This window comes from Streptomonospora sediminis (genome assembly GCF_054778995.1).
In genome coordinates this window covers 89467-114818 of the sequence record NZ_BAAGYZ010000021.1, presented here as the reverse complement: position 1 = coordinate 114818, position 25352 = coordinate 89467, and the positions used below count along the sequence as shown (strand labels likewise).

The following is a 25352-nucleotide window of genomic DNA, read 5'->3' as shown; positions in this document are numbered from 1 at the left end:
GCATACGCGGTCTCCGGTCGGCGGATACGCCCTTTGCCCGCTTTGCGGCATCGGGAAACCGGCCTGGGAAAAAACCTCGGCCGCATCACTGGTTTTGCCACCACCGATTGCCCTCAGTGATGTTACGGTAACTTTGAGTTCGCAAGAGATTCTCCGCGGACTCTCCAGGTGGCCTAGCACGCCACATGTGTAAGCCGGTGTTCGTTGGAGGGCTGTCCATGGTGCTCGCGGATCGCAAGCGGCGGGGTCTCCCCGCTCTCGCGAGCCGCCGTTCCGTGGCGCTCACCGTTCGCCGGCTGGGTGTACTGACCGGCCTGGCGGCTGCGGGTTGGCTGCTGGGGGGAGCGGTCGCCACAGCCGATGAGCTGCCCGGCTCGGGCCTCGCGCCCGCGACCGAAGTCGCCTCCGGAGCCGGTATCAGCGGTGCGGAGCCCGACTCCGAAGACCGCCCCGAGCACAGCGGGCCGACCGCCGGCGGCACACCCGGGTCCGAGTCCGTCGGCGATCCCATCGGCGTCGCCGATGCCGCCGCTGCCGCCGGAACCGGGGCGGGCCACGTGGTCGTGGCCACCGCGCAGGGAGCCGGCGAGGTCGTCGCAAGCGCTGTGGGCGCCGGGAACGCATCCGGCGAACCTGCCGCGGAATCCGGACTCACCGGCGCTGTTTCCGCAGGGATCAACGGCCCGACCGGCGCCCTCCAGGACCAGGTGGAGCGGACCGCCGCGGAGGGCCCGCGGGCCGGGCTCGACGGAATTGCGGCGAGCCTCGCTCCGCGGACCGCCAAGGACGACGGCAAAAAGCCCGACTCCGGCGCCGGCGACTCCGAGAAACGCCGGCCCGGCAACGGCTCCGCCGCACCCGGGTTCGCCGTGCAGCAGGCGGCACCGGCCCACCCTGCGGCAGCCGCCGCAATGTGGGCGGAGCCCGCCGATTCCGCGTCCTCTGCTGAGGCCGATCCCGCCGAACCGGTGGAACCGGTCGACGGAACCTCCTGGCACGACACGTCCGATTCCACCGGGACCGTGTCGTCTTCGCCGATGCTCGTGGCACCCGCGGCCTTTCTGCTCGACCGCGGCCACACGCTGCGGCTCGTCGCCCAGCGTGTCGCGCTGCCGACCGACCCGGCCGTGGTCGTCCGCTACACCGCGGACGACCCGTCGTTCTCGCCTGACTAGTACGCGCCGCCCGGGCGTGCCCAGCGCGCACGTCTGACCGCGGCGCGTTCTCGCGCGCCCTCAGGCCACACCGCTTGCGCGCCTGCGCTGCGCGGCTCGGATGCCCGCCGCCCGCCCGCCACCGCGCATCGGGCCACCTGTCTTACGCCAGCCACCTTTCACGTGTCGCAAACGATCCGAAGGAGTCACCTATGTCCGCAAAAACCACCACGGCACTCGCCGCCCTCGTAACGGCCGGATTCTTCTCCGTCGCGCCCGCCGCCCTCGCCGACGACGACACCCAGACCAGCGGGAACGGTTCGATCCTCGGCGGAAACCAGATCATCGGCGACGTCGATATCCCGGTGAACGTGTGCGGCAACGGGATCGCCGTACTCGGCACCGCCGGCGCTGCCTGCGAAGGCAGCGGGGCCTCCACGGGCGCTTCCGGTACCTCCGGCGGCTCGGGCGGGGGCGCATCGGTCTCGGAGTCCGAGGGCGACACCACCACCAGCGGGAACGGCTCGGTCCTCGGGGGCAACCAGGTGGGCGTCGACGGCGACGTCCCGGTGAACGCCTGCGGCAACGCCGTCGGCGTGCTCGGCAACGCGGGAGCCGACTGCGAAGGCGGGCACAAGCCGCCCCACGACGAGCCGGAGCCCGACAAGCCCACTGACGAGCCCACCGACAAGCCCACCGAGCCCGAGGACCACGAGAGCGAGAGCCCGAGCCCGAGCGAGCCCGAGGAGAGCGAGTCTCCTTCCGAAGCCCCGTCGAGCCCCGCCGATGAGGCCCCGCCCGCCGACGCCGGTGCCGCGCCTCCGGCGCACCCGGAAGGTGAGCTCCCGCGCACCGGCACCGGGCTGCTGCCCATGGTCGCCGCGGCAGCCGGATCGGTCGCGGTCGGCCTGGGCGTGCTGGCGGTCGTGCGCCGCAGGGGCCGGCGCTCGCTCTGACCGGTCGGCTCCCCGGTCGCCAGGACCGGGGGGCTGGCGCGAGTCCCGCGGGCGGCGGCCACGTCCGCGGGACTCACGTCAGCCTCTCCTCAGCCGGAGGGGAGCTGCCCAGGTGTGCCCGGTTGCCGGGCGCCGGAACCGGCGCCGGACGGGGCACACCGCCCACCTGTTCCGAGCAGCCCGCACCCGCCAGGTGCGCAGGCAGCCGAACGGCAGCGGCCGCAGCGGCCGGCGTCCCAGCCAGGGACGCGGGTGCCGCGCCGCGCGACTCATTGAATCCATCTCACTCAGTTGCTGAACAATCCGAAAGGACCCCCATATGCGTAAGTGGGTTCGCACATCCGCAAGGATGGCCTTGCTAACAGCCGGCTTCGTGGCCTTGGGCGCCGGTGTTTCGTTTGCTGACAGCCACCCCAAGACCACGGGCAACGGCTCGCTGCTGAGCGGCAACCAGCTGGTGGCCAACCTCGACCTGCCGGTGAACGCGACCGGAAACGCCATCGGCGCGGTCGGCGGAGTCGCCGGTGCCCGAGCAGACGACAGCGGCGCCGCAGTGATCGACCACGGCGGCGACGGCCCGCACACCTCCGGCAACGGGTCGGCGGTGAGCGGCAACCAGGCCGTGATCGACGGCGACGTGCCGCTCAACGTGTCGGGCAACGCGGTGGGCGCGGTGCTGGGCACCGCGGGAGCGGCGGCCCACGACACCGGTGCCCTGGTGGCCGAGGGCGGCGGGAAGCACCACCACGGCCATGGCGACAACGGCCACGACGGCTACCACCGCGCCCACCAGGCCGCTCCCACCGCGGGGAGCGGGGAGAAGGCGCCCGGCAGCGGCCTGCTGGACTGGGCCAACCTGGGCCGTCCGCTGTACATCAGCCCGCACAGCATCGACGCCGGCCCCATCCTGCACCAGCCCAAGGGCGAGAACTCGGGCGGCGCCGGTCAGCAGGAGGCCGAGCAGGAGGCGCCGCAGCAGGACCAGCAGCAGGACCAGACCCGGTCGACGAGCAACGAGGTGCCCGCGGCCTCCGGTGTCGTCGGCCAGGTGGTCAACGAGTTGCCGCTGCGCGACGAGCTGCCCGACCCCGTCAGCAGCCTGCCGCTGACCAAGGAGGTCCCGGGCACGCAGGCGGCGGAGAACCAGGCGCCCGCTGACGCGCCCAAGCCGGCCGACGCTCCCGCGGAGCTGTCCGGCCTGCCCGGGGCGGCGCCCGGCCAAGCCGGCGGGTCCGGTGCCTCCGAGGGGGCCGGCCTGCTCGGAGGCTCCGGCGGCTTGCTCGGCGAGAGCATCGAGACCGACCTCGGCCCGCTCTAAGCGGCGGCCGAGAAGCCCGGCGCGGTGCGCCGGGGAAGGCAATGGACCGGCGCGCGGTCGGCGCAGTGCTCACTCGCCAGGTAATCGTCGTGGTGGACGGGCGGTGAGCAGGGACGGCGGCCGCGGCGCTGAAGCGGCGAGTCCGTTCGGGGCTTTTCGAGATGGACCGGCGCGCGGTCGGTGCCGCGCTCCCGCCGAGTGATCGTCGTGGTGGACGGGCGGGGGCCGGAACGGCCGGTGCGGCGGTCCTCTCGGAGCTTTCCGAGAGGGCTCGCCGCTTGCTTGTGTGCAGGGGCGGCCGCCGGGGCCGGATCCGGTCAGGGCGCACCCGGGGAGCGGTGGCGCGACCAAAGTGTGGTTGAAATCACATCAAACGAATCTGGCGAAGGATCTTGCGGCGCAGTGTGACTCTGCGGCTTCCGTCGGGAAACAGGCGTACCCGGGCAAGTTCCCACTTGCCGTACTCGGCGTGCTCGGTCAGCGCCTGGCGTGTGGCGCTGCGCGAGCTGCCGCGCGGAAAGCGGATCTCCCGGTATTCATACTCGACCATCCTCCTTATTCTGCGACCGCCGGCGACGTTCGTGCCATACCGTTCGTACACGTGAACCTCCGACCCCGCTGGTTAGCGGGGCCGGTCGTGGAGGGGCGGCCGGACCGCGCCATCTCGACAGCGGACTCCGTTGCCGTCGGTTACCGTCAGTGGCTGGGAATCCGGCGGCTGGCGAACCCGTTGACCGGTCGCACAGACAGCGCAAGGCGAGATGTAGGGGAAAAGCGTGCCACCCAAGAAGGGCAGCGCCGGCGAGAACGGCTCCAAGGACACCGGACACCAGGGCGGCAACCGGCTGGTCATCGTCGAGTCGCCCGCCAAGGCAAAGACCATCGCCGGCTACCTGGGCCGGGGGTACGTCGTGGAATCCAGCATCGGCCACATCCGCGACCTGCCCACCAAGGCCGCCGAGATCCCGGCTCGCTACAAGGGCGAGCAGTGGGCGCGGCTCGGCGTCGACGTCGAGCACGGCTTCGAGCCCCTCTATGTCGTCAACTCCGACAAGAAGTCGCACGTCAAACGGCTCAAGGAGCTGCTCGCCGAGGCCGATGAGCTCTACCTCGCCACAGATGAGGACCGCGAGGGCGAGGCCATCGCCTGGCACCTGCGCGAGGAGCTCAACCCCAAGGTTCCCGTGCGCCGCATGGTGTTCAACGAGATCACCAAGGACGCCATCCGCCGCGCCGCCGAGAACACCCGCGACATCGACCTTCCGCTGGTCAACGCCCAGGAGACCCGCCGCATCCTCGACCGCCTCTACGGTTACGAGGTTTCGCCGGTGCTGTGGAAAAAGGTCATGCCCAAGCTTTCGGCGGGCCGCGTGCAGTCGGTGGCCACGCGCCTGGTCGTCGAGCGCGAACGCGAGCGGATCTCCTTCGTCTCGGCCGACTACTGGGGCCTGAAAGCGGTCTTCGACTCGGCGGGCGGCGGCGCCGGCGACGACCCGACCACCTTCAACGCGGCCCTGGCCGCGGTCGACGGCGCCCGGGTCGCGACGGGCCGCGACTTCACCTCGGCGGGCGAACTGCGCTCGGGTTCGGGTGTGCTGCACCTGGACGAGGAGGCCGCGCGCGGCCTGGTCCAGCGGCTGGCCGGCAGCGATTTCGCGGTGCGTTCGGTCGAGCGCAAGCCCTACAAGCGCTCGCCCTATGCCCCGTTCCGCACCACCACCCTGCAGCAGGAGGCGTCGCGCAAGCTGAGCCTGTCTTCCAAGCAGACCATGCAGGTGGCCCAGCGGCTCTACGAGAACGGGTTCATCACCTACATGCGCACGGACAGCACCACACTGTCCGACAGCGCCATCGCCGCAGCCCGCGACCAGGCCACCCGGCTCTACGGCGCCGACTACGTCCCGGCCAAACCGCGGGTCTACACCAGCAAGGTGAAGAACGCCCAGGAGGCCCACGAGGCGGTCCGCCCCGCCGGCGACACGTTCCGCACCCCCGCCGAAACCGGGCTGAGCGGCGCGGAGTTCCGGCTTTACGAGCTGATCTGGAAGCGCACCGTCGCCTCGCAGATGAAGGACGCGGTGGGCGAGTCGGTGACCGTGAAGGTCGCCGGCACCTCCAGTAGCGGTGAAGTGGCCGAGTTCACCGCCACCGGCAAGGTCATCACCTTCCACGGCTTCCTCAAGGCCTACGTCGAGGGGTCGGACGATCCCAACGCCGAACTCGACGACCGCGAGCGCCGCCTGCCGCCGCTGGAGGAGGACGACCCGCTCAAGGCCGAGAGCCTGGAGGCCGAGGGCCACAGCACCCGCCCGCCGGCGCGCTACACCGAGGCCAGCCTGGTCAAGGAGCTGGAGGACCGCGAGATCGGGCGGCCCTCCACCTACGCCTCGATCATCGGCACCATCCTCGACCGCGGCTACGTGTTCCGGAAGGGGTCGGCACTGGTGCCGTCCTTCCTGGCCTTTGCAGTGGTGCAGCTGCTGGAGCGGCACTTCGGCAGCCTGGTCGACTACGACTTCACAGCGCGCATGGAGGGCATGCTCGACGGCATCGCCCGCGGCGACACCGAGAGCCTGCCGTGGCTGCAGCAGTTCTACTTCGGCGGCGAAGACGAGTCCGGCCTCAAGGAGCTCGTGGGCGACCAGCTCAGTGAGATCGACCCCAAGGAGGTCAGCTCCTTCCCGCTGGCAGGTACCGACATCATGATCCGGGTGGGGCGCTACGGCCCGTACATGGAGCGCGACGACCAGCGGGTAAACGTCCCCGAGGACCTCGCCCCCGACGAGCTCACCCCGGAGAAGGCCGAGGAGCTGTTCGCCCAGCCCAGCGGCGACCGCGAGCTCGGCACCGACCCCGAGACCGGGCGGCAGATCGTCGCGCGCAACGGGCGTTTCGGCCCCTATGTCACCGAAGTGCTTGAAGAGGCCGACAACGGTGCCGCGGCCGCCGGGGGCACCAAGTCCAAGGCGAAGTCCAAGACCGCGCCCAAGCCGCGGACCTCTTCGCTGCTGAAGTCGATGTCGTTGGACACCATCACCCTTGAGGACGCGCTGAAGCTGCTCTCGCTGCCGCGGGTGGTCGGCGAGATCGACGGCGAGCAGGTCACCGCGCAGAACGGCCGCTTCGGCCCCTACCTGCGCAAGGGCACCGACAGCCGGTCGCTGGAGTCCGAAGAGCAGATCTTCACGGTCACCGTGGACGAGGCCAAGGCGCTGTTCGCCCAGCCCAAGCAGCGGGGGCGCCGGGCCGCGGCAGCGGCGCCGCTGCGCGAACTGGGCAACGACCCCGCCACCGGCAAGCCGATGGTCGTCAAGGACGGCCGCTTCGGGCCCTATGTCACCGATGGCGAGACCAACGCCTCGCTGCGCAAGGACGACGAGGTCGAGCAGATCACCGACGAGCGGGCGGGCGAACTGCTGGCCGAGCGGCGGGCCAAGGCTCCGGCGAAGAAGTCCGCGGCTAAGTCCTCGGGGTCCTCCGGCAAGACCACCGCGGCGAAGTCCTCGGCCGGGAAGACCTCCGCAGCCAAGTCGTCCGCGGCGAAGTCGTCCGGCGCCAAGTCCGGAACGTCCTCCAGCACGGGTTCCGCGGCGGGCACCACCAAGAAGAAGACCACGACGCGCAAGAGCACGGCCGCTGCCGGCACGCGGTCGGGCACCAAGACGGGCACCAAGGACGGTACGCCCAAGGGCGGCGCTTCGCAGTCCTGAGCCCCGCGCAGCGCAGTGCAGCGGCACGGCGGCCGCCGGCCGCCGTGCCGCTGCACTGCGCAGGCACAGCCGCGCCGGATGGCGGCCCACCGCGCTGCCGCAGCCGTGCGCCGCGGAAAGCGGCTCGGCGGCCCAGCGCCAACCGGTCGGCCGAATCCGCCGAGTGTGACGGGAACGTACGCTGGGCCGCCCCGTGAGCGCACCCCCAGGCCGCGGCTTGCCTGCCCGGTCCGCAAGCGCCCGAGCCCGGCGCGGCCGCCGCCCGGATACCGCCTGCGGGGTGGCGCCGATGTGCGCCCGGCGCTACAGTGCCGCGGACGCTCCTTTACCCCGCACGGCCCAAAACACAGGGGCCCGGCCCTTGTGATTGCCGAGCGACCTATCGTCTTTCTCACTTCTCGCACTAGGGTGTGATTGGTGGGTCCGCCCGCAGCGAGCGGCGCACTCGTGTGTGGCGCCCGCGCCTGATGCGCAAAGCGCCGTTGCGGTGCGGGGTGCTGCGTTAGTGACCAGTGCCGCTCTCGCAGGGCCGAGGAGGGAACCAAGGTGGTTCCCCTTTCGGCCGTCCCTAACGGGCGGCTTCGCCATTGTGCCCGTCAGGGGACCGGAGAACGCCGTGAGAGTGACAATCCCTACCCCAGACGGCCGCGCAGTAGGGCAGCGACCCACCGAACACGCCCTGGGCTGGCATAGCGCCAGCTGAGCCGAAGCGGCCCGCGCGGCCGCCGCGATTGCCGGTCCGATTAGGGCCGAAAAGCCCACTTCCCCGCACCAGAACAGTCGATACCTTCATCGCTATGAGCAGATCTGCCCCCTTAGGAGCGCCGGGCGAGGCGCGCGGCGTACTTTCCAGCAAGCCGTTCCGCCGCATGTGGGTCTCGCTGTCGCTTTCCAGTCTCGGCGACTGGCTCGGCCTACTCGCCCTGGTTGCCCTGGCCACGACCCTGACCCGCGACGCCGACCCGCTGATGCGCGCCTTCGCGGTCGCCGGCGCGGCCGCCGTCAAGCTCGCACCACCGGTGCTGCTGAGCCCGCTGGCCGGGCTGCTCGCCGACCGGTTCGACCGGCGCCTGACACTGGTCGCCGCCGATGCGGTGCGCGCCGTCCTCTACCTGTCCATCCCCGCTGTCGGGCGCCTGGACTGGCTGCTCATCGCCGGTTTCCTCGCCGAGATCGCGGCGTTGGCAGGGGCACCCGCCAAGGACCTGACCCTCAGCGACCTGGTGCCCAAGCGCAAGCTCGCGCAGGCCACCAGGGTGAGCCTATGGACCTACTACGGTGCCGCTCCGGCCGCCGCCGCGGTCTTCGCCCTGCTGGCGTCACTGAGCTGGCTGGTGGGCGCCCTGGTGCCCGCGGGCGGCGGGCCCGCCGCCGACGCCTTCTTCGCTCCGCAGGCCGACGCCGCCCTGTACGCGGCCGGGGTCGCATTCGCGGGCGCGGCGGTGGCGGCCTGGCTGGTGCCCGCGCCGCGCGGCAAGACCCCGTCGGCCGCGGCCCCGGACGGCCCTGCGCCGCGCCCGGGACCGGCCGCCGACAACGAGCGCACGTCCCCGATCGCCACCACCGAGGGGACCTCGCCGCTGGCGACCACCTCCCCCACCGGGGAGGCCGGGGAGGCCCGCACCGAGGCTCCCACCGAGCAGTTGGAGACAACCGGTGCGGGACACGGCGATGGCGGCGCCGCCTCCGACGAGCTCACCGCCCCGATGGTCCCGGCCGCCGAATCCGGCGCCGACAACGAGTCCACGGCGCAGCTGTCGCCGGCCCCCGAGCCCGCCACCGCTGCGCTTCCGGCGCAGCCGGCCGGTTCCGCCGGGCAGTCCGCGGGCGGATCTCACCCGGCGCAGCCGCGCCACCGGCCCGAGAACCTGCTGCGCACCCTGTGGCTGGGCGGCCGGTTCGCCGGCACGACGCCCCTGGTGCGCGGGTTGCTGGCCGGTATGGTCAGCGTCTTCCCGGCTGTGGCGGCAGTGGCCGGTGCGGCCCCGCTGCACGTTGTGAGCCTGGGCGGGGGCAACGCGGGCTTTGGTGTGCTCTTCGCCGCAGTATTCGCCGGCATGGGGCTCGGCGTGCTGGCAGGCCCCCGCATCCTGCACCACCTCAGCCGTCCGCGGCTGTTCGGCGTGAGCATCGCCGCCGCGGCGCTGGCGCTGCTGGCCGCCGGCCTGATCCCCAACATGGTCATGGCGGCGGTGCTGGCCACGCTGGCCGGCGGCGCGGCCGGGATCACCTGGGTGACCGGCGCAACTCTGCTCAACCAGGAGCTCGAAGAGGACATCCGCACCCGGACGATGGGCTTCCTCAACGCCGTCGCCCGCACCGAACTGCTGGTCGCGATGGTCGTGGCACCGCTGCTGGCCGCGGTCATCGGCGACTACACGCTGCCGTTCGGCGAACTCACCTACGGGTTCCTGGGCACCGGTGCGGTCCTGCTCATCGCGGGCGTGCTGGTGCTGGCCGCCGCGCTGATCACCACCCGCAGCGTCGACCGCGGCGGCGAGGCCCCGCTGGTCAAGGAGTTGTTCGCCGCGCTGCGCGGCGCGCCGCTGCCCACCGCCGACAAGCAGCAGGAGGAGCAGGGCCTGCCCGGCACGTTCATCGTCCTTGAGGGCGGCGAAGGCGCGGGCAAGTCCACCCAGGCCGGCCGGCTTTCGGTGTGGCTGCGCGAAGAGGGCTTCGAAGTGGTCACCACCCGCGAACCCGGCTCGACCAAGCTGGGCATGCGGCTGCGGGCGCTGCTGCTCGACCGCGAGCACACCGGGATGTCCGCGCGCGCCGAGGCCCTGCTGTATGCGGCCGACCGCGCCGAGCACGTCCAGTCGGTGATCCTGCCGGCCCTGCGGCGCGGTGCGATCGTCATCAGCGACCGCTACGTCGATTCCACGCTGGCCTACCAGGGTGCGGGCCGCGAGCTGGTCCGCGACGAAATCGAGCACGTCAACGAGTGGGCCACCGAGGACCTCGTGCCGCACATGACCGTGCTGCTGGACATCCCGCCCGACCAGGGCCTGTCCCGGCTCGGCGGCAGCACCGACCGCATGGAGGCGGAGTCGGAGGACTTCCACGCCCGCGTGCGCCAGGGCTTCCGCGACCTCTCCGAGCGCGAGCCGTCGCGGTACCTGGTGGTCGACGCGCGCGAGTCCGCCGAAGAGATCAGCCGCGAGATCCAGCGGCGGCTGCGCCCGCTGCTGCCCGACCCGGTGCCCCAGGACGCCGAGGCGATCACCGGGATGATGCCCACGATCCAGGAGTAGCGCGCGGATCCGTCCGCCCCCGCCGACCCTTGCGGCCGCCGGAGCCCGCCGCGGCTCCGGCGGCCGGCCTGTGTGCGGGGCCCGCGCCATGCAATGCGGCCGGTCGCAGCGGGGTGTCAGCGGGCGCGTCTATCCTGTGGTCAGGTCGGCCCGGACCGCACCGTTCGGGCCGAGTCGGCGATCGAGCGGCAGCGGGGCGCAGACGTGAACGAACGAGTGGATGCCGGGGTCTTCGACGACCTTGTCGGCCAGGACGCCGTGGTCGAGCGGCTCCGCGCGGCCACCCGCGCCGCCGCCGACTTCCTCGCCGGCGGCGCAGGCGAGGGTATGACCCACGCCTGGCTGTTCACCGGCCCGCCGGGCACCGGCAGGGCCGAGGCGGCGCGCGCCTTCGCCGCCGCGCTGCAGTGCCCCCAGGGCGGGTGCGGGGTCTGCGACTCCTGCCACCAGGTACTCGCCGGCACCCATGCCGACGTGCTTTACGTGCGTCCCAGCGGGCTCAGTTTCGGCGTCGACAAGACCCGCGCACTCGTGCTGCAGGCGGCTTCGCGCCCCACGAGCGGGCGGTTCCGCGTCGTGCTGTTCCAGGACGCCGACCGTGCTACCGAGGCCGCATCCAACGCCCTGCTCAAGGCCGTCGAGGAACCCTCGCCGCGCACTGTGTGGCTGCTGTGCACGCCGACGGCCGAGGACATGCTGGTCACCATCCGCTCCCGCTGCCGCCAGGTGACCATGCGCACGCCGCCGACCGCCGCAGTGGTCGACTTCCTCATCCGCCGCGACGGCGCCGCACCCGACCAGGCCGCCCGGGCCGCCCAGGCGGCTGCGGGCCACGTCGAGCGCGCCAGGCAGCTGGCGTCCGACCCCGAGGCCCGCGAACGCCGCTCGGAGGTACTGGGGATACCGGCCCGCCTGGACGGGATGGGCGCGTGCGTGGCCGCTGCAGCGCGGCTGTACGAGCTCGCCGAGGCCGAGGCGAAGGCCACCACGTCCGGCCTGGACGAGCAGGAGCGCACCGACCTCAAGGCCGCCTTCGGCGAGGGCTCGACCGGCAAGGGTGTCGCCAAGGCCGTGCGCGGCGCCGCCGGAGCGCTGAAGGACCTCGACGAGCAGCAGAAGCGCCGCGCCACCCGGATCAAACGCGACACCTACGACCTCGCGCTGATGGACCTGGTGGCGTTCTACCGCGATGTGCTCGCCGTCCAGCTCGGGGCGCAGGTGGAGCTGGCCGCAGTCGGCCACGAGGGCGATGTGCAGCGCAGCGCGCGCTCCTGCGCACCCGAGACCACACTGCGCCGGATCGACGCCATCATGCTCTGCCGCGAGCGCATCGCCGCCAATGTGCATCCGCAGATCGCCATGGAGGCGATGACGGCGGCGCTCTACCAGGGCTGATCGCGCGGGCGGCCGCCCCGGTTGCGAGCGGATGGCGGCGGCAGGACGATGGCCCCCTCGGCCCCGGCCCGAGCCGCGGGACCGGCCGGGCGGCACCGGCCGGATGAGGCCACTCCCCGGGCGGCCTGTGGACGGGCGCGGCGCGGTGCCGCCGGCCCGGCTTAGGCTGGCGCCTGTGCATACTCGGCGAGTGACCCCGATCCGCCCGCACACCGGCGCTTTGCGCGTGCGCCGGCCGGTGCGCGTCCTCTGTGCGGCGCTGGCGCTGGTCCTGCTCGCCGCGGCGGCCGGCTGTTCGGACGGCGGAAAGGGCGGCGGCCCCGGCGACGGCGCGGCGAGCGGCGGCCCGCTCGCGCAGTTCTACGGCCAGCGCATCGACTGGCACGACTGCGGCGACGGCGCCGAATGTGGCACGTTCCAGGTCCCGCTCGACTACGCCCGCCCCGGCGGCAAGGTGTTGGAGATCGCCGCCAAACGGGTGCCCGCCACCTCGCCCGACCCCGCGGGATCCCTGGTGGTCAACCCGGGCGGGCCCGGCGGGTCGGGTGTCGACTACGCGGCGGCCGCCTCCCGCACCGTCGGCGAACCCGTGCGCGAACGCTTCGACGTTGTCGGCTTCGACCCCCGCGGCGTGCAGCGCAGCTCGCCGATCACCTGCCTGCGCCGGTCGGCGATGGACGACTTCCTCGCGGTCGACTTCACCAGCGAAGACGGCGACTCCGACCCCGCCGAGGTCAGCGGCCCGGGCCTCAACGAGCTCGCCGATCTCAACCGAGGCTTCGTCGAGGGCTGCCGCGAACACTCCGGCGAGCTGATGATGCACATGGGCACCGACGACGTCGCCCGCGACATGGACGTGTTGCGGTCGGCACTGGGCGACGACAAGCTGACCTTCCTCGGCAAGTCCTACGGCACCTTTCTCGGGGCGCACTACGCCGACCGGTTCCCCGAGCGCGTACGGGCCCTTGTGCTCGACGGCGCGCTGCACCCATCGGCAGGAATCGTCGAACTCGGCATGCAGCAGGCCGAGGGGGCCGAGATCGCGCTGCAGGCCTTCATCGGCGACTGCCTGGACCGCTCCGACTGTCCCCTCGGTGGCCCCTCCGACAGTGTCGAGTCCGCCACCGCGAAACTGGCCGGCCTGCTCGAGGACTCCGGCCGCGACCCGCTCGACAGCGGCCTCGGCGACGGCCGCACGGCGCACCGCTCGTGGCTGGAGTTGGGCGTCCACTCCGCGCTCTACAGCGAACGCTCGTGGCAGCAGCTGCGCAGCGCCCTGACCGAGGCCTTCGACGGCGACGGCACCCGACTGCTGGAAATGGCGGGCAATCTCTACAACCGGGGCGACACCGCCGAGTACGCCAACTACACTTCGGCGCTGGTGTCGGTGAACTGCTCGGACCGGAAGAGCCCCCGCGATATCGGCGCCTTCGCCGATGCGGTCGACCGGGCCGACACCGCATCGCCGCTCTTCGGCGCGTCGCTGACCTGGGGCAGCCTCACCTGCGCCTACTGGCCCGCAGATGCCGCGCCCGAAACCGAACCCCTCGACGCTCCCGGAGCCCCGCCGATCCTGGTCGTGGGCACCACGCGCGACTCCGCCACGCCGTACGAATGGGCCGAGGCGATGGCGAACGAGCTGGATTCGGGTGTGCTGCTCACCCGCGATGGCGACGGCCACACCGCCTACGGCCACGGCAACGCCTGCGTCGACGACGCGGTCGACACCTATCTGCTGCGCGCCAAGCCGCCCGCGAAGGGCACGGTGTGCTCGTGAACACCGCATCCGCCCACCGCCCGCCCGGGCGGTGCTCTGCCGCGTACCGTCCGGGCGCCGGGACACGCTACACTGGTCACCGCCCCGCCCCCGGTGGGGCGGCGCCGCCTTAGCTCAGTCGGCAGAGCGATTCACTCGTAATGAATAGGTCGTCGGTTCGATTCCGACAGGCGGCTCAATACGGCCCGGGCGCGACTTCGCCGTCGCCCCGGGCTTTGCTTGTGCTAGGCGACTAATATCACAGACAGTGCAAATCAGGACGCGCTGGGTATATCCCGGTTATGAGCCTGCTGCTGATGGTGCTGGCACTACTGGGAGCATTGGCCGTGCTCGGCCTCGGAGCCTGGATCGCGGCGCAACTGCGGCACTCCTACGGCGAATCCGACCCGAACGGCTACGGAGCGTCCGAGCTGCACGGGGCCGCACCGGCCCCCGCACTGCCCGACCAACCCGCTGCGGGCGGCTACACGCTGCTCGACGGCGGCGCTGATCCGCATTCCGGGCACCCGGTCGCCGACCGGACACTTTCGCGCGTCCGCGGGCTGCTGGCCGAAGGCCGCGGCAACGAGGCGGTCGGCGCGGTCCGCGACGCCACCGGCTGCGATGCGCGCCGAGCCGAGGAGATCGTGGCCGATATCCGCCGTTCCGGGCAGCCGTGAGCCGCTGGGTCGGCTGCCGTCCCGTCGGAAATGCCGCACCGCTGCAATGCGGCAACCCTGAATGTCGCAACTCTGTGGAACCATGCCCGGCATGACAACTGAAACGTCCGAATCCGGGGCCGAGTTCATCGAGAAAGTCCTGCACCAACTGCGCCTTGAGCCGGCCGACTCGCAATGGGTCGGCCGGGCCGGCGACTTCGTGGTGGTCGAAGGCGAAGACAAGGTGAGCTTGACGACCCCGGCGAACTGGAGGGGCGGCGGGTTCTACTATCCGGTCGTGCCAGGTACGCATCCGGTTTACGCGGTGGCCGTTGACTCGGGCGAACCCGGGGAGCCGGAATACCGGGTGACCCATTTGTTCCTGCGGTTCGCGCCCTGGGAGCAGGTGGCCGACGCACACTGGACGCGCGTCAACGACAGCGTGGGGGCCGAGGTCGAAGGCTGCGTAGGGTTGTGGACCGAGCAGTCGGAGCTGGCCGCAAGCCGGCGCTGGGGAGGACGACACCATCCCCTGGATCGAAGACGCGACGGGAACCGCCGATATGCTCGCCGAGCCGGGCAACTATCCCAGCGCAGTCGTTGATCCGGATACCGGAGCGAACATCCTCGCCTTCCCCGTGCAGTGGGGCATTGTCGAGGGCTATGCGGCACGCAGCGATGATGGCGAACTCCGCGCCGTGGTCCTCTGGGTCTCCGAGGACTAGCCGCCCGAACCGGGCAGGTGCACGCGGTCCGCCCGGAAACGTCCGCGGCCCGTGGCACCATGCCCGACATGGAAGCTGAAACGTCGGATTTTGCCATTGATTCCGTTAAGGCCATGCTGCGTCGGCTGCCTCTTGAGGAAGACGGCCCGCAATGGTTCGGCCGGGTGGGGGATCTTGTGGTGGTCGGCGACGACAAGGTGATGTGGAAAGACCCGAAGTACTGGGCGGACGGAGGATGCAGGTACCCGGCCCCTCCGGGGACGCACCCAGTCTACGCAGCGGCCTACGATTCCGGTAAGCATGGAACGCCGCACTTCCGCGTGTTCCAATTGGTCCTGCCCTTTGCGTCCTGGGAGCAGGTGGCCGAGGCGCAGTGGAGCCGTTTCGACGACCCTGAGGGCGCACAGGTCGAAAACTGCGCGTTCCTGTCCACCGACCGGTCGGAGGATGCGGCGGTCAGGCGCTGGTGGGAGCGTGAGAGCGACACCATGCCCTGGCTCGAGGAGGCGGTGGGGTCCGCCGGCGTTCTCGCCGAGCCGGGGAACTATCCCAGCGCGATCGCCGATCCGGGCTCCGGGGCGAACATCCTCGGGTTCCCGGTGGTCGAGCTGGGCTTCGTTGACGCTTATACGGCACGGAATGCGGGTGGCGACCTCGTCGCCCTGATCCTGTGGATCGACGAGCCCTGATCTTCGAGTCGACCGACGGTGCCGGTGCCGGTCGAGTCCCCGCCACCCAGGGGATCCGGCCGCTACCGGCGGACACCCGCGCCGGCTACGGGTTCGGCAGTACTTCGCCGAGGTCGGCAAACGCCTCCAGGTAGCCGTCGAGCAGCGTCTGGGCGGTGGTCACCGAGTCCACCAGCGGGTGGCCGGCGAACGCACGCAGGGCCGGGGTGCGCGAGCCGGTACGCACCGCTTCCATGATGTCGCGCTCCACGGACTTCACCGCCAGTACCAGCGCCATCTGGTGCCCGCTGAGCGGGGCGGCGGCCAGTGGTTGGGCGCCGCCCGAGTCGACCAGGCAGGGCACCTCGACCACCGCGTCGTCATCCAGCCCGGCCAGCGCACCGCGGTTGCGGACATCCACGATCAGCCGCGCCGGCTCGTCGCGCGCCAGTGCGCGCATCACCGCCAGCGCCACCTCCTCGTAGCCGCCCCCGTCAAGGTCGGCCGCTGCGCGTTCCACGCCCCCGGCGGCGCGGCGGTTGTCGGCCATGTAGCTTCGCTCCCGCGCCAGCCGCGCGCGGTCCCACAGCTCGAACGCCTCGCCCGGGCGGGCGGCGGCCTCGCGGTAGAAGCCGCGCTGCTGTTCGACCAGTTCCTCGCCGCGCGTCCGGCCCTGGTCGGCGGAGCCGGCGGCAGCGGCGGTGGCCTCGCGCGCCATGTAGTAGTAGTGCAAATACTCGTTGGGCAGTGCACCCAGGGCACGCAGCCACGGCGCGCCGAAGAGCCGCCCTTCCTCGAACGAGGTGAGCGCCTCGGTGTCGGCCAGCAGGTCGGGCAGCAGGTCGTGGCCCCCGCTCCACAGGCCGCGCAGCCAGCCGAGGTGGTTCAGGCCCGCATAGTCGGCGTGCACCTGCGAGGTGTCCAGGCCCAGCGCGCGCGCCGCCCGGCGGGCCAAGCCGACGGGGGAGTCGCAGATCCCGATCACCCGGTCGCCCAACACGGCCGACATCGCCTCGGTGACCAGCCCCGCCGGGTTCGTGAAGTTGATCACCCACGCGCCGGGGGCGTGCTCGGCGACCGCGCGCGCCACGCGCTGCGCGACGGGGAGTGTGCGCAGCCCGTAGCTGATTCCGCCCGCCCCGATCGTCTCCTGGCCGATGACCCCGGCCGACAGCGCGACACGCTCGTCGGTGACCCGGCCCGGCATCGCGCCGACCCGGATGGCCGAAAAGACCATGTCCGCGCCCTCCAGTGCAGCGGGCAGGCTGGTTTCGGCGCGTACCGCCAACGGGGGGTCGCCGTGGGCGGCGCGGTGGGTGCCGCGTTGCTGGTCGAGCACGGCGCGGATACCGCTCAGCCGGTGCTCGTCGGTGTCGAAGAGGACCACCTCGGTGACGACCGCATCGCTGCGCAGGGATTCGGCGAGTAGGGCACGGTGCACAAGCGGCACGCGGAACCCGCCGCCGCCGAGGATCGCCAGTCGCACGTCCGCGTCTCCTTTTCGCCGGATCCGGTAACCCGATCACCGTAGTCTGCCCGAGGTGCAGGCGGATACGTGCGGTGACCAGCGTGCCGGCGGTGGCGCGCTTGCGTAGCCTGCACATCTAGGACTCTTCGAAGAGGCCTCTCAACCGGGGCAGGCGATCGCAGGGACGGCCATGGGCGTGCAGAAACGCGTGAACAGCAAGCAGGTGGGCACGGCGAGCGAAAGGTTGGAGTCGGCGCCGCTCGTGGGGCAGCCGCACGACGTGCTGGCGGGCGAGCGCGAGCCCGACAGCCCTGCAATCGACCTGGCATTGAGCGGGACGGTGTTCTTCGACATTGTGCTGACCGGGCTGACCGCCCCGCCGGCGTCGGGCACCGAGGTCGGGGCCGAAGGCATGGGCTCGTGCCCGGGGGGTGTGGCCAACCTGGCAGTGGCGGCTTCGCGGCTGGGCCTGCGCACAGCGGTCGCGGCGGCGTTCGGCGAGGACGTCTACGGCGACTTCGCCTGGGAGACTCTCGGTGTCCAGGAGCGGGTCGACCTGTCGGCTTCGCGGCGCATCCCCGACTGGCACTCGCCGTTCACCGTGTCGCTGGCCTACCGCGGCGACCGCAGCATGGTCACCCACGAGCACCCGTCGCCGACTCCCCAGGCGGAGATGGCGCACGAGCTGCCGCAGGCCCGCGCCGCGTTCGTCGGCCTGGGCCTGGACAGCGGGGTCCCGAAGTGGGCACTGGACCAGGCCGCCAATGGCGCGCGGATCTTCGCCGACGTGGGCTGGGACGAAAGCGAGACCTGGAGCGGCGAGGTGCTGGAGCAGCTGCGGCACTGCTACGCGTTCATGCCCAACGCGATCGAGGCCATGTCCTACACCCGCACCGGCAGCCCCACCTCGGCGCTGTCGGCGCTGGCGGAGTACGTGCCGGTGGCGGTGGTGACCGACGGCCCCCGCGGTGCCGTGGCCGTCGACCAGTTGACCGGCGAATGCGCCGAGGTGGAAGGGCTGGTGCTGGACGCCATCGACACCACGGGCGCCGGCGACGTCTTCGGCGCCGCGTTCATGGTCGGAACGCTCGCGAATTGGCCGCTGGAGCAGCGCCTGCGGTTCGCCAACCTCTCGGCGTCGCTGTCGCTGCGCCACACCGGCGGCTCCCTGTCGGCGCCGGGGTGGGCCGACATCGCCTCGTGGTGGGGCCAGGTGGCCGCCGGCCAGAGCGCGGCCGAGAGGAAACTGGCCCGCAGCTACGGGTTCCTGGCCGACCTGGTGCCGCTGTCGTGGCTGCCGACCGAACAGCGCCGCGCCAGCGCCACGATCGGCCTGCGCACGTAGACCCCGATCAGGCCGCGTAGGGCCAGGTGCCGTCGACGATTGTGCCGTGGCCCGGGCGGCGCTGGTCGAGCCACTCCTGGCGGTTGCGGGCGTAGGCGGCGGCCCACTCGATCTGGCGCTGGTGCAGCGCGGCGAGGTCCAGCGCGGCGACCTCGGGGCGGCGCGCGCCGATCTCGCATGCCAGCGTGAGGCAGGCCGAGGCGTCGCCGTGGGCGGTGTGCGCGTCGTGCAGGCTCACCCCGTAGAACTCGCACATGGCCGAGAGGTTGCGGGGGCCGCGCCGGTAGGGATCGGCGCCGCGGTCGATGACCAGCGGGTCGACGATGGGCGAGAGGGTGGCGGCGCCGACGCGTTCGGTCATCGGGCGGAGTTCGTGGCGCTGGAGCTCGTCGGCGAGCACGGTGAGGTCGAAGGGCGCGTTGAACACGGCCAGGCCGTGTCCGGCGGTCAGGTGGGTGCTGAGGGCATCGGCGATCTCGTCCAATGCCTTGACCGCGGGTATGCCTTCGTCGCGGGCGCGTTCGGTGGTGATGCCGTGGACCGCGATGGCGTCCTCGGGGATCTCGCGTTCGCCGGGATCGACCAGCCAGGTGCGGGCGCTACCGGAGGAGTCGACGAATGCCGCGGAGACCAGGAACGCTGCGCGGGGGTCGCGCGCGGAGGTCTCGCAGTCGTATCCGGCCAGGGTGCCGGTGTGCCAGCCGATGTGGTCGCCGCGCGGCGGGGGTGTGGGTCGGGGCTCGTGTTCGGCGCAGTAGGTGCGCCACCGCCCGTCCTGTTTGAGGACGACTCCTTCCTGGGCCGCGACGGGGGTTTGGCAGGTGGTGCATGTTCCCGGATAGCGGTTGCGCATCGAATTTCCCTGCTTCCTTCGCGTCTGCGGTCATGCTAACTGCGGGTGGCGACGATTCTGCGCGATCCGGGGATTTCGGAGGTCCCAGGCCGACAGGCAGGATACGCGGCGTGTGGACGGGCGGCGGTGCTGCGCTGCGCTACGGGTTCGCTACACGGGCAAAACGGGCGATCGGCGCGACATGCCGCCGCCGCCACGGGGGTAGACACATTCAACGCGCGTCTCCTCGCGACGGATTCGCGCATGGAGGACCCGGTAGCCGAACGTCGCGGCCCGTGCGGGCCGCACGACTGCAGGGAAGGGGAGACCATGAGCCTGGACGAGGCCGGACGCCAACTCGAAGCCGCGATCCACGACGCGCGGGTGTCGTTCGACTGCATCGCACTGGACGATCTCGACAGTGCGCACACCAACGCCATTACCGCTCGCGCGGCGGTCGACGCCGCTGAGTACGCCCTCCGGGTCGAGGTCGAGCGCCGGGCGCAGGAGCAGGGCGAATCCGGCGGGGGCGGCGCGGGCGGATCGGAGCCCGAGTCCGGGCCGTCGGGCCCTTCGGAGGAACTGCCGGGGTGAGCACGGCTGCGCGCGGGCGCAGCGCCTGCAGGTGCGGCGCGAGCGCGCCCGCCGGGTCCGCAGCGGGCGCGCGGCAGCGCCCCGGAATCGAACACGAGTTCGACATCGGATAGGCTGGTGGCATGCCTGACCAGCAGCTATCTCCGGATTGGCCGGAGAGCGTGCACCCGCCGGGCTCGGAGTCGTTCGAGCAGACGGCCACCGTTTGGCTGTTCGACCACGTGCCCGCCGACTACCGGTTGCACGGTGTTTTGCGGCGGCATCCGGTTGCCCTGTCGCGGCTGGCGCGCCAGCATGTCGCGTCGTCGCTCGAAGGCGCGCGCCAGGGGTACCGCACCGCGCGGGTCGACCTGCGCGACTACATGCCCCAGCACGCCCTCGATCAGGTCATGCACGCCTACCAGGCCGAGGGAAAACGCATGGCCGCGGTGCTGCGGTCGATCGAGGTCGTCGACGAGGCCCTCCGCGCAGCGGCCGGCGGCGCCGATTAGGACCCGCCTGCGTCGGCGGCGGCACGGCGCGCCGCCGCCCGATCCACCCGCCGGCGGGGCACTCGGCAACCAGGACCGTCGGCGGCGGCAACGGCCGGCTGTGCGGCCTTGTGGTCTGCCGGCGGCGGGTGGTCTGCAGGCAAAGGCGGCGCCAAGCGCGCGGGGTGGGCCCGGGTGGGCGGGCATGTGTCCGTTATGTCGGGTTTCGGGGTGGCGGTCGGCGATGACCCTGCAGAAATGCCCATCAGCTTTAAAATCTCGGTATTTCTACATGATCATTCGGTGCGCCGGGTGACCCGCCGCCTGCGCGCGGGACCGGTGGCCGCCCGCCCCGGCCGCCTGTGGCCGTCGATGCCGCTTTTCAAGTTCAGACCACCCGTAGGCCGACCGCGGGCAAGGCCGCCGAGCGGACCCGTGTCAACCGAATCCCACAACGCACTAACCAAGCAGGACAGTAGCCGGCGGGTGCTCCGAGCCCTCAGCCGGTCACGCGCACGACGACCGCCGGCTCGCTGCCGGTGTTGATGAGCTGGTGCTCATCGGCCGAGCCGAGTACACGGGCGCGCCCTTCCGCGAGCTCTTGGACGGCCCGCATCTCGCCGTTCGGCTCCGCGGTGACCAGGTGCACCCGGCCGCCGGCCGGTTGCAGAACGGCCTCGCGGCCACCGGTCCCGGCCGATACCGCGGCGAAACCGTTCGGTGCCAGGACCAGCGTGCTGACGCGCATCCGCCCCGCGGTACCGCGCCGGGCGGCGCGCGGTGCGGGCTGCCAGCGGCCGTTGCGGCCGGATTGCAGGGCCGTCCGGGCCAGTGCCGCGGCGGCGCTGCGGGCCGCGGCGGCCAGCCGTCCCACGGTCGGGGCGCGCCGGGTGCGCAGATGGGCGTATGGGGCGGGGCGTCCGGCGAGGACGATGTCGCCGATGCCCTCTGGTGACGCCGCCGGTGCCGCAGCGGGGGCGGGGCGGGCGGGCGCGGCCCGAACCGCGTGCTCGGCGGGATCTTGCGTAACGTGTTCGACCCGGTACTTGGCGTATCGCGGTGCGGTCGCCGTTGCGGCGGAGCTGTCGTGGTCCATGGGTGGAGCCGTCCTTCGCGGAGTGGAGCGCGATGCGCGGCATCGGCGCTGGGGAACGGAAAAGGCGCTGGATCCGCCCCGGCACTGCCGCCGGGACATGCGGCGACGCGCATCGGCGGGCGGGCGGCCGGGTGACCGGATGGCTGACCGGCCGGATGGCCAAGCGGCCAAGCGGCCAAGTGGTCAGGCGGGCCGGGCGGCCGGGGGCGGAGCCGCCGAACGGCGGAACGGCGCGGTCAGGCGGTGCCTACGGCGCGGTTGCGGTTCAGCGGGGGTCGCGGCACGGCGAACAGCAACACAGGCAGCGCACACCGACCGCACGGCGAGCGCCGGCGAAGGCGCTGCGAGCCATGAGGGGCTGATCGGAACGGGTGCGCGGATGCATACCGGCAAGAACACCAAGACCGCAGCGCACCTGTCAAGCAGTGCCGCTGAAATGCAGCTCATTCGGCGTGTCGCATGTATCACGCCCGGCGCCGGGGGGCCTGACCGGTCTCGGCTTTCCGCGCCGGTCCGCGCCGTCGGCGCAGGTACGGCCCGGCATACCGGCGGCAAAGATGCCCGGAATCGAGGAATCTGTCCGGACCAATTTTCGGCAAACGCGTTGCGGTGCCGCTGGTTTCGGTGATGGCATAAGGGACCGCTAAGCCCGGAACCTGTGTGGTGGTCGCATTCCTGCCCCGGCCAGTGCGTCCCAGCGGGTGCCCGGGACCGGCGCGCTCGCGCGCGTCGCCGGCGCGCCGGCGACAGCGCTGCAGGCCGTGCCCGCACGGGCCGCTGCGGGCCGGTCCGCAACACGTGCGGGCCGGCCGCGGCCGATGCGGCGCCGCGGCGGATCCGGAAGAAGACGAGCGCGCCCCTGCCGAGCAGGTTCGCCGGAGGTGATCGTTGGGCGGCGGTGCGATCCGGCCCGAGGGAACCGGGCGGCCCTTCGCCGAGCCCGCCGGCAGGTGGGTCCGGTTCGCGGTGCGCGCTGCGGTCGCCGCTGCCGCCGGGGTCATGGCCGCCGGATTCCTGGACTGGCGGGCCGGTGTGCTCGTGGCGGGGCTGACAGGGCTCACCTACGTGCTGCTGGGCATCGCGGGTTCGGGCATCGCGGCCTCGGCCCGGCTGCGGCGCGCGCTCCGGGCGCTGCGCGGCGGCGGATACCGGGTCGTGCCCGACGGCGCCGGCCGCTACGTGGCGGTGGGGCCCGGAGGGGTGTACCTGGTGGTGGCCACCCGGCGGCGGGTTGTGCGGCACGGGGCCCGCGGTTGGCGGATCGGCGGCCGGTCCGCTGAACGGCTCGCCGAACGCGTGGCCGCGCAGGCCGCCCGCGTCGACCGCGCGCTGGCGGCGGAGGCGGACTCCGCACAGGACGGGGACACGGACGCCGGGTCAGCGGCGGTGCCGCCCGCAGGGGGGACCGGTCGGCCCGGGCAAGATGACGGCGGCTTGGGACCGGCGCCCGCCGCGGTCGCCCTGATCGTGGCCACCGGGCGGCGCCGCGGCACGGACGGCACGTCCGTTACTGCCGCTGCGGCAGGCACCGCCAGTGGCAACCACACGGACGGCACCGCCGGCGCGGACACCGGAACCGGGCCCCGCTCCGGCTCCGGCGCCGCCCCCGACATCGGCGCGGAGGCCGTCCCGGTCATCGGAACAGGGACGGTGCTGCTGGCCCGTCCCCGGGCGGCGGCCCGGTACATCCTCGACCGGCCCGGCACGCTCCCGGCCGGGCAGGTGCGGCGCCTCGCCGAGCGGTTGGAACGGCGCGGGCCGCCGGAATGAGCGCTCCCGCCGGGGCGAGCGGATACCGGAACCGGGCGGAGCGACCCAACACGTCCTCGCGCGGCGAGCGGCCCCGACCGTGCACCCGCCCGCCGCGCCCGGATCTTCCCCGCCCGCGCGCGGTCCCGCTGCGCAGCGGCTCGGCAGTGCGGCCGCCGACTCGGCCTATTCGCTCACCTTGATGTGGGAGGAGTCGCCGTGCACGCCGTTCTCCTCGGCGCGCTTGACCGAGGCGAGCACCTCCTGCTCGGCGTCGTGGCGGCCGACCCACGTGGCGCCTTCGACCGATTTCCCGGGCTCAAGATCCTTGTAGACGCTGAAGAAGTGTTCGATCTCCAGCCGCTCGAACTCGTTCACGTGGTGAATGTCACGCAGGTGCTCCATGCGCGGGTCGGTCGCCGGCACGCACAGCAGCTTGTCGTCGCCGCCGGCTTCGTCGCGCATGCGGAACATGCCCACGGCGCGGCAGCGGATCAGGCACCCGGGGAAGGTCGGGTGCTTCAGCAGGACGAGCGCGTCGAGCGGGTCGCCGTCGTCGCCGAGCGTGCCCTCGATGAACCCGTAATCAGCGGGGTAGCTGGTCGACGTGAACAGCATCCTGTCCAGACGGATACGACCTGTTTCGTGATCCATCTCATATTTATTACGCTCGCCCTTGGGGATCTCGATCGTGACGTCGAATTCCATGCTGCTCTCGGTTTCCTCTACGGCTAGTGTCGCTACAAACAGTCAAAGGTCGTCGCATGCCAACGGAAGGCAGGTCCAGGGTGCGGCAGGTACGGGCACGAGCTCTGCTCGCCTTGGCCGTCCTCAACATATTCGTGCTGGTTGCAGGCCTTGTCGCGATCGACGTCATCGGTTCCCGGCCCCCCGCGACCATGACCTACCCTGTCGCCTTCGCCGAGGACGCGCCGGATGCGGCACCGCGGGACACCGCCCAGGTGGATCCGGAGCGGCTCCGGGACAAGCTCGATGGTCCCATGTCGGACTCCGAAGCCGGCGATGGCCTCTATGCATATGTAGCCGATGCCGACACCGGTGAACGCCTGTTCGCCCGCAACGGCGGCAAGGCCGCTGTGCCCGCCTCCACCACCAAGGTTGTCACCGCAGTGTCCGCGCTGCACGCCATGGGTCCCCAGGCGCGGCTCTCCACCGACGTGGTCCGCGACGACGACGGCGGCATCGTGCTCGTCGGCGGCGGCGATCCCACCATCAGCACCGACGGCTCCTTCGAGCACGTCCCCAGCCCGGCCACCATGGAGGACCTGGCGGCCAAGACCGCCGCCGCGCTGCAAGAGTCCGGTACCGACTCGGTCGAGCTCGGCTACGACGACTCGCTCTACCGCGGCTCGGACATGGCGCCGGGCTGGAAACCGGGCTATATTGACGAAGGCAGCGCCTCGACCGTGCACGCCCTCATGCTCGACGGCGGCCGTGTCCACCCCGAGGAGCACTACAGCGAGCGTGTCGGCAACCCGCCCCGGGTCGCCGCCGACGCCTTCCACGAGCAGCTGGAGGCGGCCGGTATCGAGGTCGCCGGCGACCCCAGCCCCGCCGAGGCCCCCGACAGCGCCGACCCCATCGCCTCCGTGCAGTCACCGCCGCTTGCCGCCCTGGTGGAGTGGATGCTGCTGGAAAGCGACAACAACATCGCCGAGGCGCTGTTCCACCAGATCGGCCTCGCCCAGGGCCACGGCGCATCCTTCGCCGGCGGCGCCGAGGGCGTGGACGAGGTCATGGCCGAACTCGGTGTCGAAGGCGTGCACCTCGAAGACGGCAGCGGCCTGTCGGTGAACAACCGCATCACGCCCAAGGCCCTGGTCAAGCTCGTGCGGTTGGCCGCCAACCCCGAGCACCCGGGGCTCTACCCGGTGGTCGGAGGCCTGCCCACCGGCCACTTCACCGGCACCCTTGCCGAGCGCTACACCGACGACAGCGGCGCGCAGGCCGGCGCCGGGCGCGTCCACGCCAAGACCGGCACCCTCAGCGGAGTGAGCACTCTGGCGGGAACGTCCTACACGGCCGACGGGCAGTTGCTGGCGTTCGCGTTCATGCTCAACGACCCGTCCGCATACGGCGGCACGCTCGACACCTTCGCCGCCGCCATCGCCGAATGCGGTTGCAGCTAGCTCCCGGCCCCGGCCCCGGATCCCCGGGCCCGACCGGCCCCATGCCGAGGCCG

20 protein-coding genes and 1 tRNA gene are annotated in these 25352 nt (G+C 72.1%); 16 read left to right on the top strand and 5 right to left on the bottom strand.

Annotated features, from left to right (window positions below):
- Positions 1-275 precede the first annotated feature (275 nt).
- From ACYVD5_RS06045 to ACYVD5_RS06035, 3 genes are all read left to right on the top strand, one after another.
- The gene (locus tag ACYVD5_RS06045) at positions 276-1175 is read left to right on the top strand and encodes a hypothetical protein (RefSeq protein ID WP_460999908.1); all 900 of its coding nucleotides are present in this window, start codon (positions 276-278) and stop codon (positions 1173-1175) included.
- Positions 1176-1366: 191 nt separating this feature from the next.
- Positions 1367-2110 (top strand): chaplin family protein, encoded by a 744-nt coding sequence (locus ACYVD5_RS06040; protein WP_460999907.1) that lies wholly within the window; start codon positions 1367-1369, stop codon positions 2108-2110.
- A 349-nt stretch (positions 2111-2459) separates the two neighbouring features.
- Positions 2460-3428 (top strand): hypothetical protein, encoded by a 969-nt coding sequence (locus tag ACYVD5_RS06035; protein WP_460999906.1) that lies wholly within the window; start codon positions 2460-2462, stop codon positions 3426-3428.
- Positions 3429-3792: 364 nt separating this feature from the next.
- Here ACYVD5_RS06035 and ACYVD5_RS06030 read toward each other — a convergent pair whose 3' ends face one another.
- Positions 3793-3978: a DUF5703 family protein gene (locus ACYVD5_RS06030; RefSeq protein WP_460999905.1), complete on the bottom strand. Its 186-nt coding sequence runs from the start codon at positions 3976-3978 to the stop codon at positions 3793-3795.
- Positions 3979-4204: 226 nt separating this feature from the next.
- Between ACYVD5_RS06030 and topA the strand changes: the two genes are divergently transcribed.
- The 8 genes from topA (at position 4205) to ACYVD5_RS05990 (ending at position 15616) form a co-directional block, all read left to right on the top strand.
- Positions 4205-7138: a type I DNA topoisomerase gene (gene topA, locus ACYVD5_RS06025; RefSeq protein WP_460999904.1), complete on the top strand. Its 2934-nt coding sequence runs from the start codon at positions 4205-4207 to the stop codon at positions 7136-7138.
- A 797-nt stretch (positions 7139-7935) separates the two neighbouring features.
- On the top strand, positions 7936-10392 hold the full coding sequence (tmk, locus tag ACYVD5_RS06020) for a dTMP kinase (protein ID WP_460999903.1): 2457 nt from the start codon (positions 7936-7938) through the stop codon (positions 10390-10392).
- A gap of 204 nt (positions 10393-10596) precedes the next feature.
- Positions 10597-11787: a DNA polymerase III subunit delta' gene (locus ACYVD5_RS06015; protein WP_460999902.1), complete on the top strand. Its 1191-nt coding sequence runs from the start codon at positions 10597-10599 to the stop codon at positions 11785-11787.
- 238 nt (positions 11788-12025) lie between these two features.
- The gene (locus ACYVD5_RS06010) at positions 12026-13564 is read left to right on the top strand and encodes an alpha/beta hydrolase (protein WP_461000042.1); all 1539 of its coding nucleotides are present in this window, start codon (positions 12026-12028) and stop codon (positions 13562-13564) included.
- 103 nt (positions 13565-13667) lie between these two features.
- Positions 13668-13740 (top strand) — tRNA-Thr (locus ACYVD5_RS06005).
- A gap of 105 nt (positions 13741-13845) precedes the next feature.
- Positions 13846-14223 carry a hypothetical protein gene (locus tag ACYVD5_RS06000; RefSeq protein ID WP_460999901.1) on the top strand — a complete coding sequence of 126 codons (378 nt, stop codon included), beginning with the start codon at positions 13846-13848 and terminating at the stop codon, positions 14221-14223.
- Positions 14224-14314: 91 nt separating this feature from the next.
- Positions 14315-14806, top strand: a complete 492-nt coding sequence (locus ACYVD5_RS05995; protein ID WP_460999900.1) for a hypothetical protein — start codon at positions 14315-14317, stop codon at positions 14804-14806.
- Positions 14807-14995: 189 nt separating this feature from the next.
- Positions 14996-15616, top strand: coding sequence for a hypothetical protein (locus ACYVD5_RS05990; RefSeq protein WP_460999899.1), 621 nt, complete (start codon positions 14996-14998; stop codon positions 15614-15616).
- An 85-nt stretch (positions 15617-15701) separates the two neighbouring features.
- On the opposite strand, the gene ACYVD5_RS05985 is transcribed toward ACYVD5_RS05990, so the two are convergent.
- Entirely contained in the window at positions 15702-17081 is a 1380-nt protein-coding gene (locus ACYVD5_RS05985; protein ID WP_460999898.1) for a 6-phospho-beta-glucosidase, read from the bottom strand.
- 172 nt (positions 17082-17253) lie between these two features.
- Here ACYVD5_RS05985 and ACYVD5_RS05980 point away from each other — a divergent pair, with 172 nt between their 5' ends.
- Positions 17254-18408, top strand: a complete 1155-nt coding sequence (locus ACYVD5_RS05980) for a carbohydrate kinase family protein (RefSeq protein WP_460999897.1) — start codon at positions 17254-17256, stop codon at positions 18406-18408.
- A 7-nt stretch (positions 18409-18415) separates the two neighbouring features.
- On the opposite strand, the gene ACYVD5_RS05975 is transcribed toward ACYVD5_RS05980, so the two are convergent.
- Entirely contained in the window at positions 18416-19261 is an 846-nt protein-coding gene (locus ACYVD5_RS05975; protein ID WP_460999896.1) for an exonuclease domain-containing protein, read from the bottom strand.
- A 309-nt stretch (positions 19262-19570) separates the two neighbouring features.
- On the opposite strand from ACYVD5_RS05975, the gene ACYVD5_RS05970 reads away from it, so the two are divergent.
- Both ACYVD5_RS05970 and ACYVD5_RS05965 read left to right on the top strand, forming a co-directional pair.
- Entirely contained in the window at positions 19571-19834 is a 264-nt protein-coding gene (locus ACYVD5_RS05970; protein WP_460999895.1) for a hypothetical protein, read from the top strand.
- A 122-nt stretch (positions 19835-19956) separates the two neighbouring features.
- Positions 19957-20325 (top strand): hypothetical protein, encoded by a 369-nt coding sequence (locus ACYVD5_RS05965; protein WP_460999894.1) that lies wholly within the window; start codon positions 19957-19959, stop codon positions 20323-20325.
- A gap of 478 nt (positions 20326-20803) precedes the next feature.
- Here the strand turns inward: ACYVD5_RS05965 and ACYVD5_RS05960 are convergent, their stop codons facing one another.
- A complete protein-coding gene (locus ACYVD5_RS05960) occupies positions 20804-21400 on the bottom strand; it encodes a hypothetical protein (RefSeq protein ID WP_460999893.1) in 597 nt (198 codons plus the stop codon).
- An 888-nt stretch (positions 21401-22288) separates the two neighbouring features.
- Here ACYVD5_RS05960 and ACYVD5_RS05955 point away from each other — a divergent pair.
- On the top strand, positions 22289-23170 hold the full coding sequence (locus ACYVD5_RS05955) for a hypothetical protein (RefSeq protein WP_460999892.1): 882 nt from the start codon (positions 22289-22291) through the stop codon (positions 23168-23170).
- Positions 23171-23335: 165 nt separating this feature from the next.
- Here ACYVD5_RS05955 and ACYVD5_RS05950 read toward each other — a convergent pair whose 3' ends face one another.
- Positions 23336-23857 carry an inorganic diphosphatase gene (locus ACYVD5_RS05950; protein ID WP_460999891.1) on the bottom strand — a complete coding sequence of 174 codons (522 nt, stop codon included), beginning with the start codon at positions 23855-23857 and terminating at the stop codon, positions 23336-23338.
- A 134-nt stretch (positions 23858-23991) separates the two neighbouring features.
- Between ACYVD5_RS05950 and dacB the strand changes: the two genes are divergently transcribed.
- Complete coding sequence (dacB, locus tag ACYVD5_RS05945; RefSeq protein WP_460999890.1) at positions 23992-25299, top strand: D-alanyl-D-alanine carboxypeptidase/D-alanyl-D-alanine endopeptidase; 1308 nt, start codon at positions 23992-23994, stop codon at positions 25297-25299.
- Positions 25300-25352: the final 53 nt, after the last annotated feature.

What these genes read in the sequence shown, in the direction of transcription:
- ACYVD5_RS05970 (WP_460999895.1), top strand. Translation starts at nt 19,571, where the DNA reads ATGAGCCTGGACGAGGCCGGACGCCAACTCGAAGCCGCGATCCACGAC.
- ACYVD5_RS05990 (WP_460999899.1), top strand. Translation starts at nt 14,996, where the DNA reads ATGGAAGCTGAAACGTCGGATTTTGCCATTGATTCCGTTAAGGCCATG.
- tmk (WP_460999903.1), top strand. Translation starts at nt 7,936, where the DNA reads ATGAGCAGATCTGCCCCCTTAGGAGCGCCGGGCGAGGCGCGCGGCGTA.
- ACYVD5_RS06000 (WP_460999901.1), top strand. Translation starts at nt 13,846, where the DNA reads ATGAGCCTGCTGCTGATGGTGCTGGCACTACTGGGAGCATTGGCCGTG.
- ACYVD5_RS06035 (WP_460999906.1), top strand. Translation starts at nt 2,460, where the DNA reads ATGGCCTTGCTAACAGCCGGCTTCGTGGCCTTGGGCGCCGGTGTTTCG.
- ACYVD5_RS06030 (WP_460999905.1), bottom strand. Translation starts at nt 3,978, where the DNA reads ATGGTCGAGTATGAATACCGGGAGATCCGCTTTCCGCGCGGCAGCTCG.
- ACYVD5_RS05960 (WP_460999893.1), bottom strand. Translation starts at nt 21,400, where the DNA reads ATGGACCACGACAGCTCCGCCGCAACGGCGACCGCACCGCGATACGCC.
- ACYVD5_RS05980 (WP_460999897.1), top strand. Translation starts at nt 17,254, where the DNA reads ATGGGCGTGCAGAAACGCGTGAACAGCAAGCAGGTGGGCACGGCGAGC.
- ACYVD5_RS05950 (WP_460999891.1), bottom strand. Translation starts at nt 23,857, where the DNA reads ATGGAATTCGACGTCACGATCGAGATCCCCAAGGGCGAGCGTAATAAA.
- ACYVD5_RS05975 (WP_460999896.1), bottom strand. Translation starts at nt 19,261, where the DNA reads ATGCGCAACCGCTATCCGGGAACATGCACCACCTGCCAAACCCCCGTC.
- ACYVD5_RS05995 (WP_460999900.1), top strand. Translation starts at nt 14,315, where the DNA reads ATGACAACTGAAACGTCCGAATCCGGGGCCGAGTTCATCGAGAAAGTC.
- ACYVD5_RS06040 (WP_460999907.1), top strand. Translation starts at nt 1,367, where the DNA reads ATGTCCGCAAAAACCACCACGGCACTCGCCGCCCTCGTAACGGCCGGA.
- ACYVD5_RS05965 (WP_460999894.1), top strand. Translation starts at nt 19,957, where the DNA reads ATGCCTGACCAGCAGCTATCTCCGGATTGGCCGGAGAGCGTGCACCCG.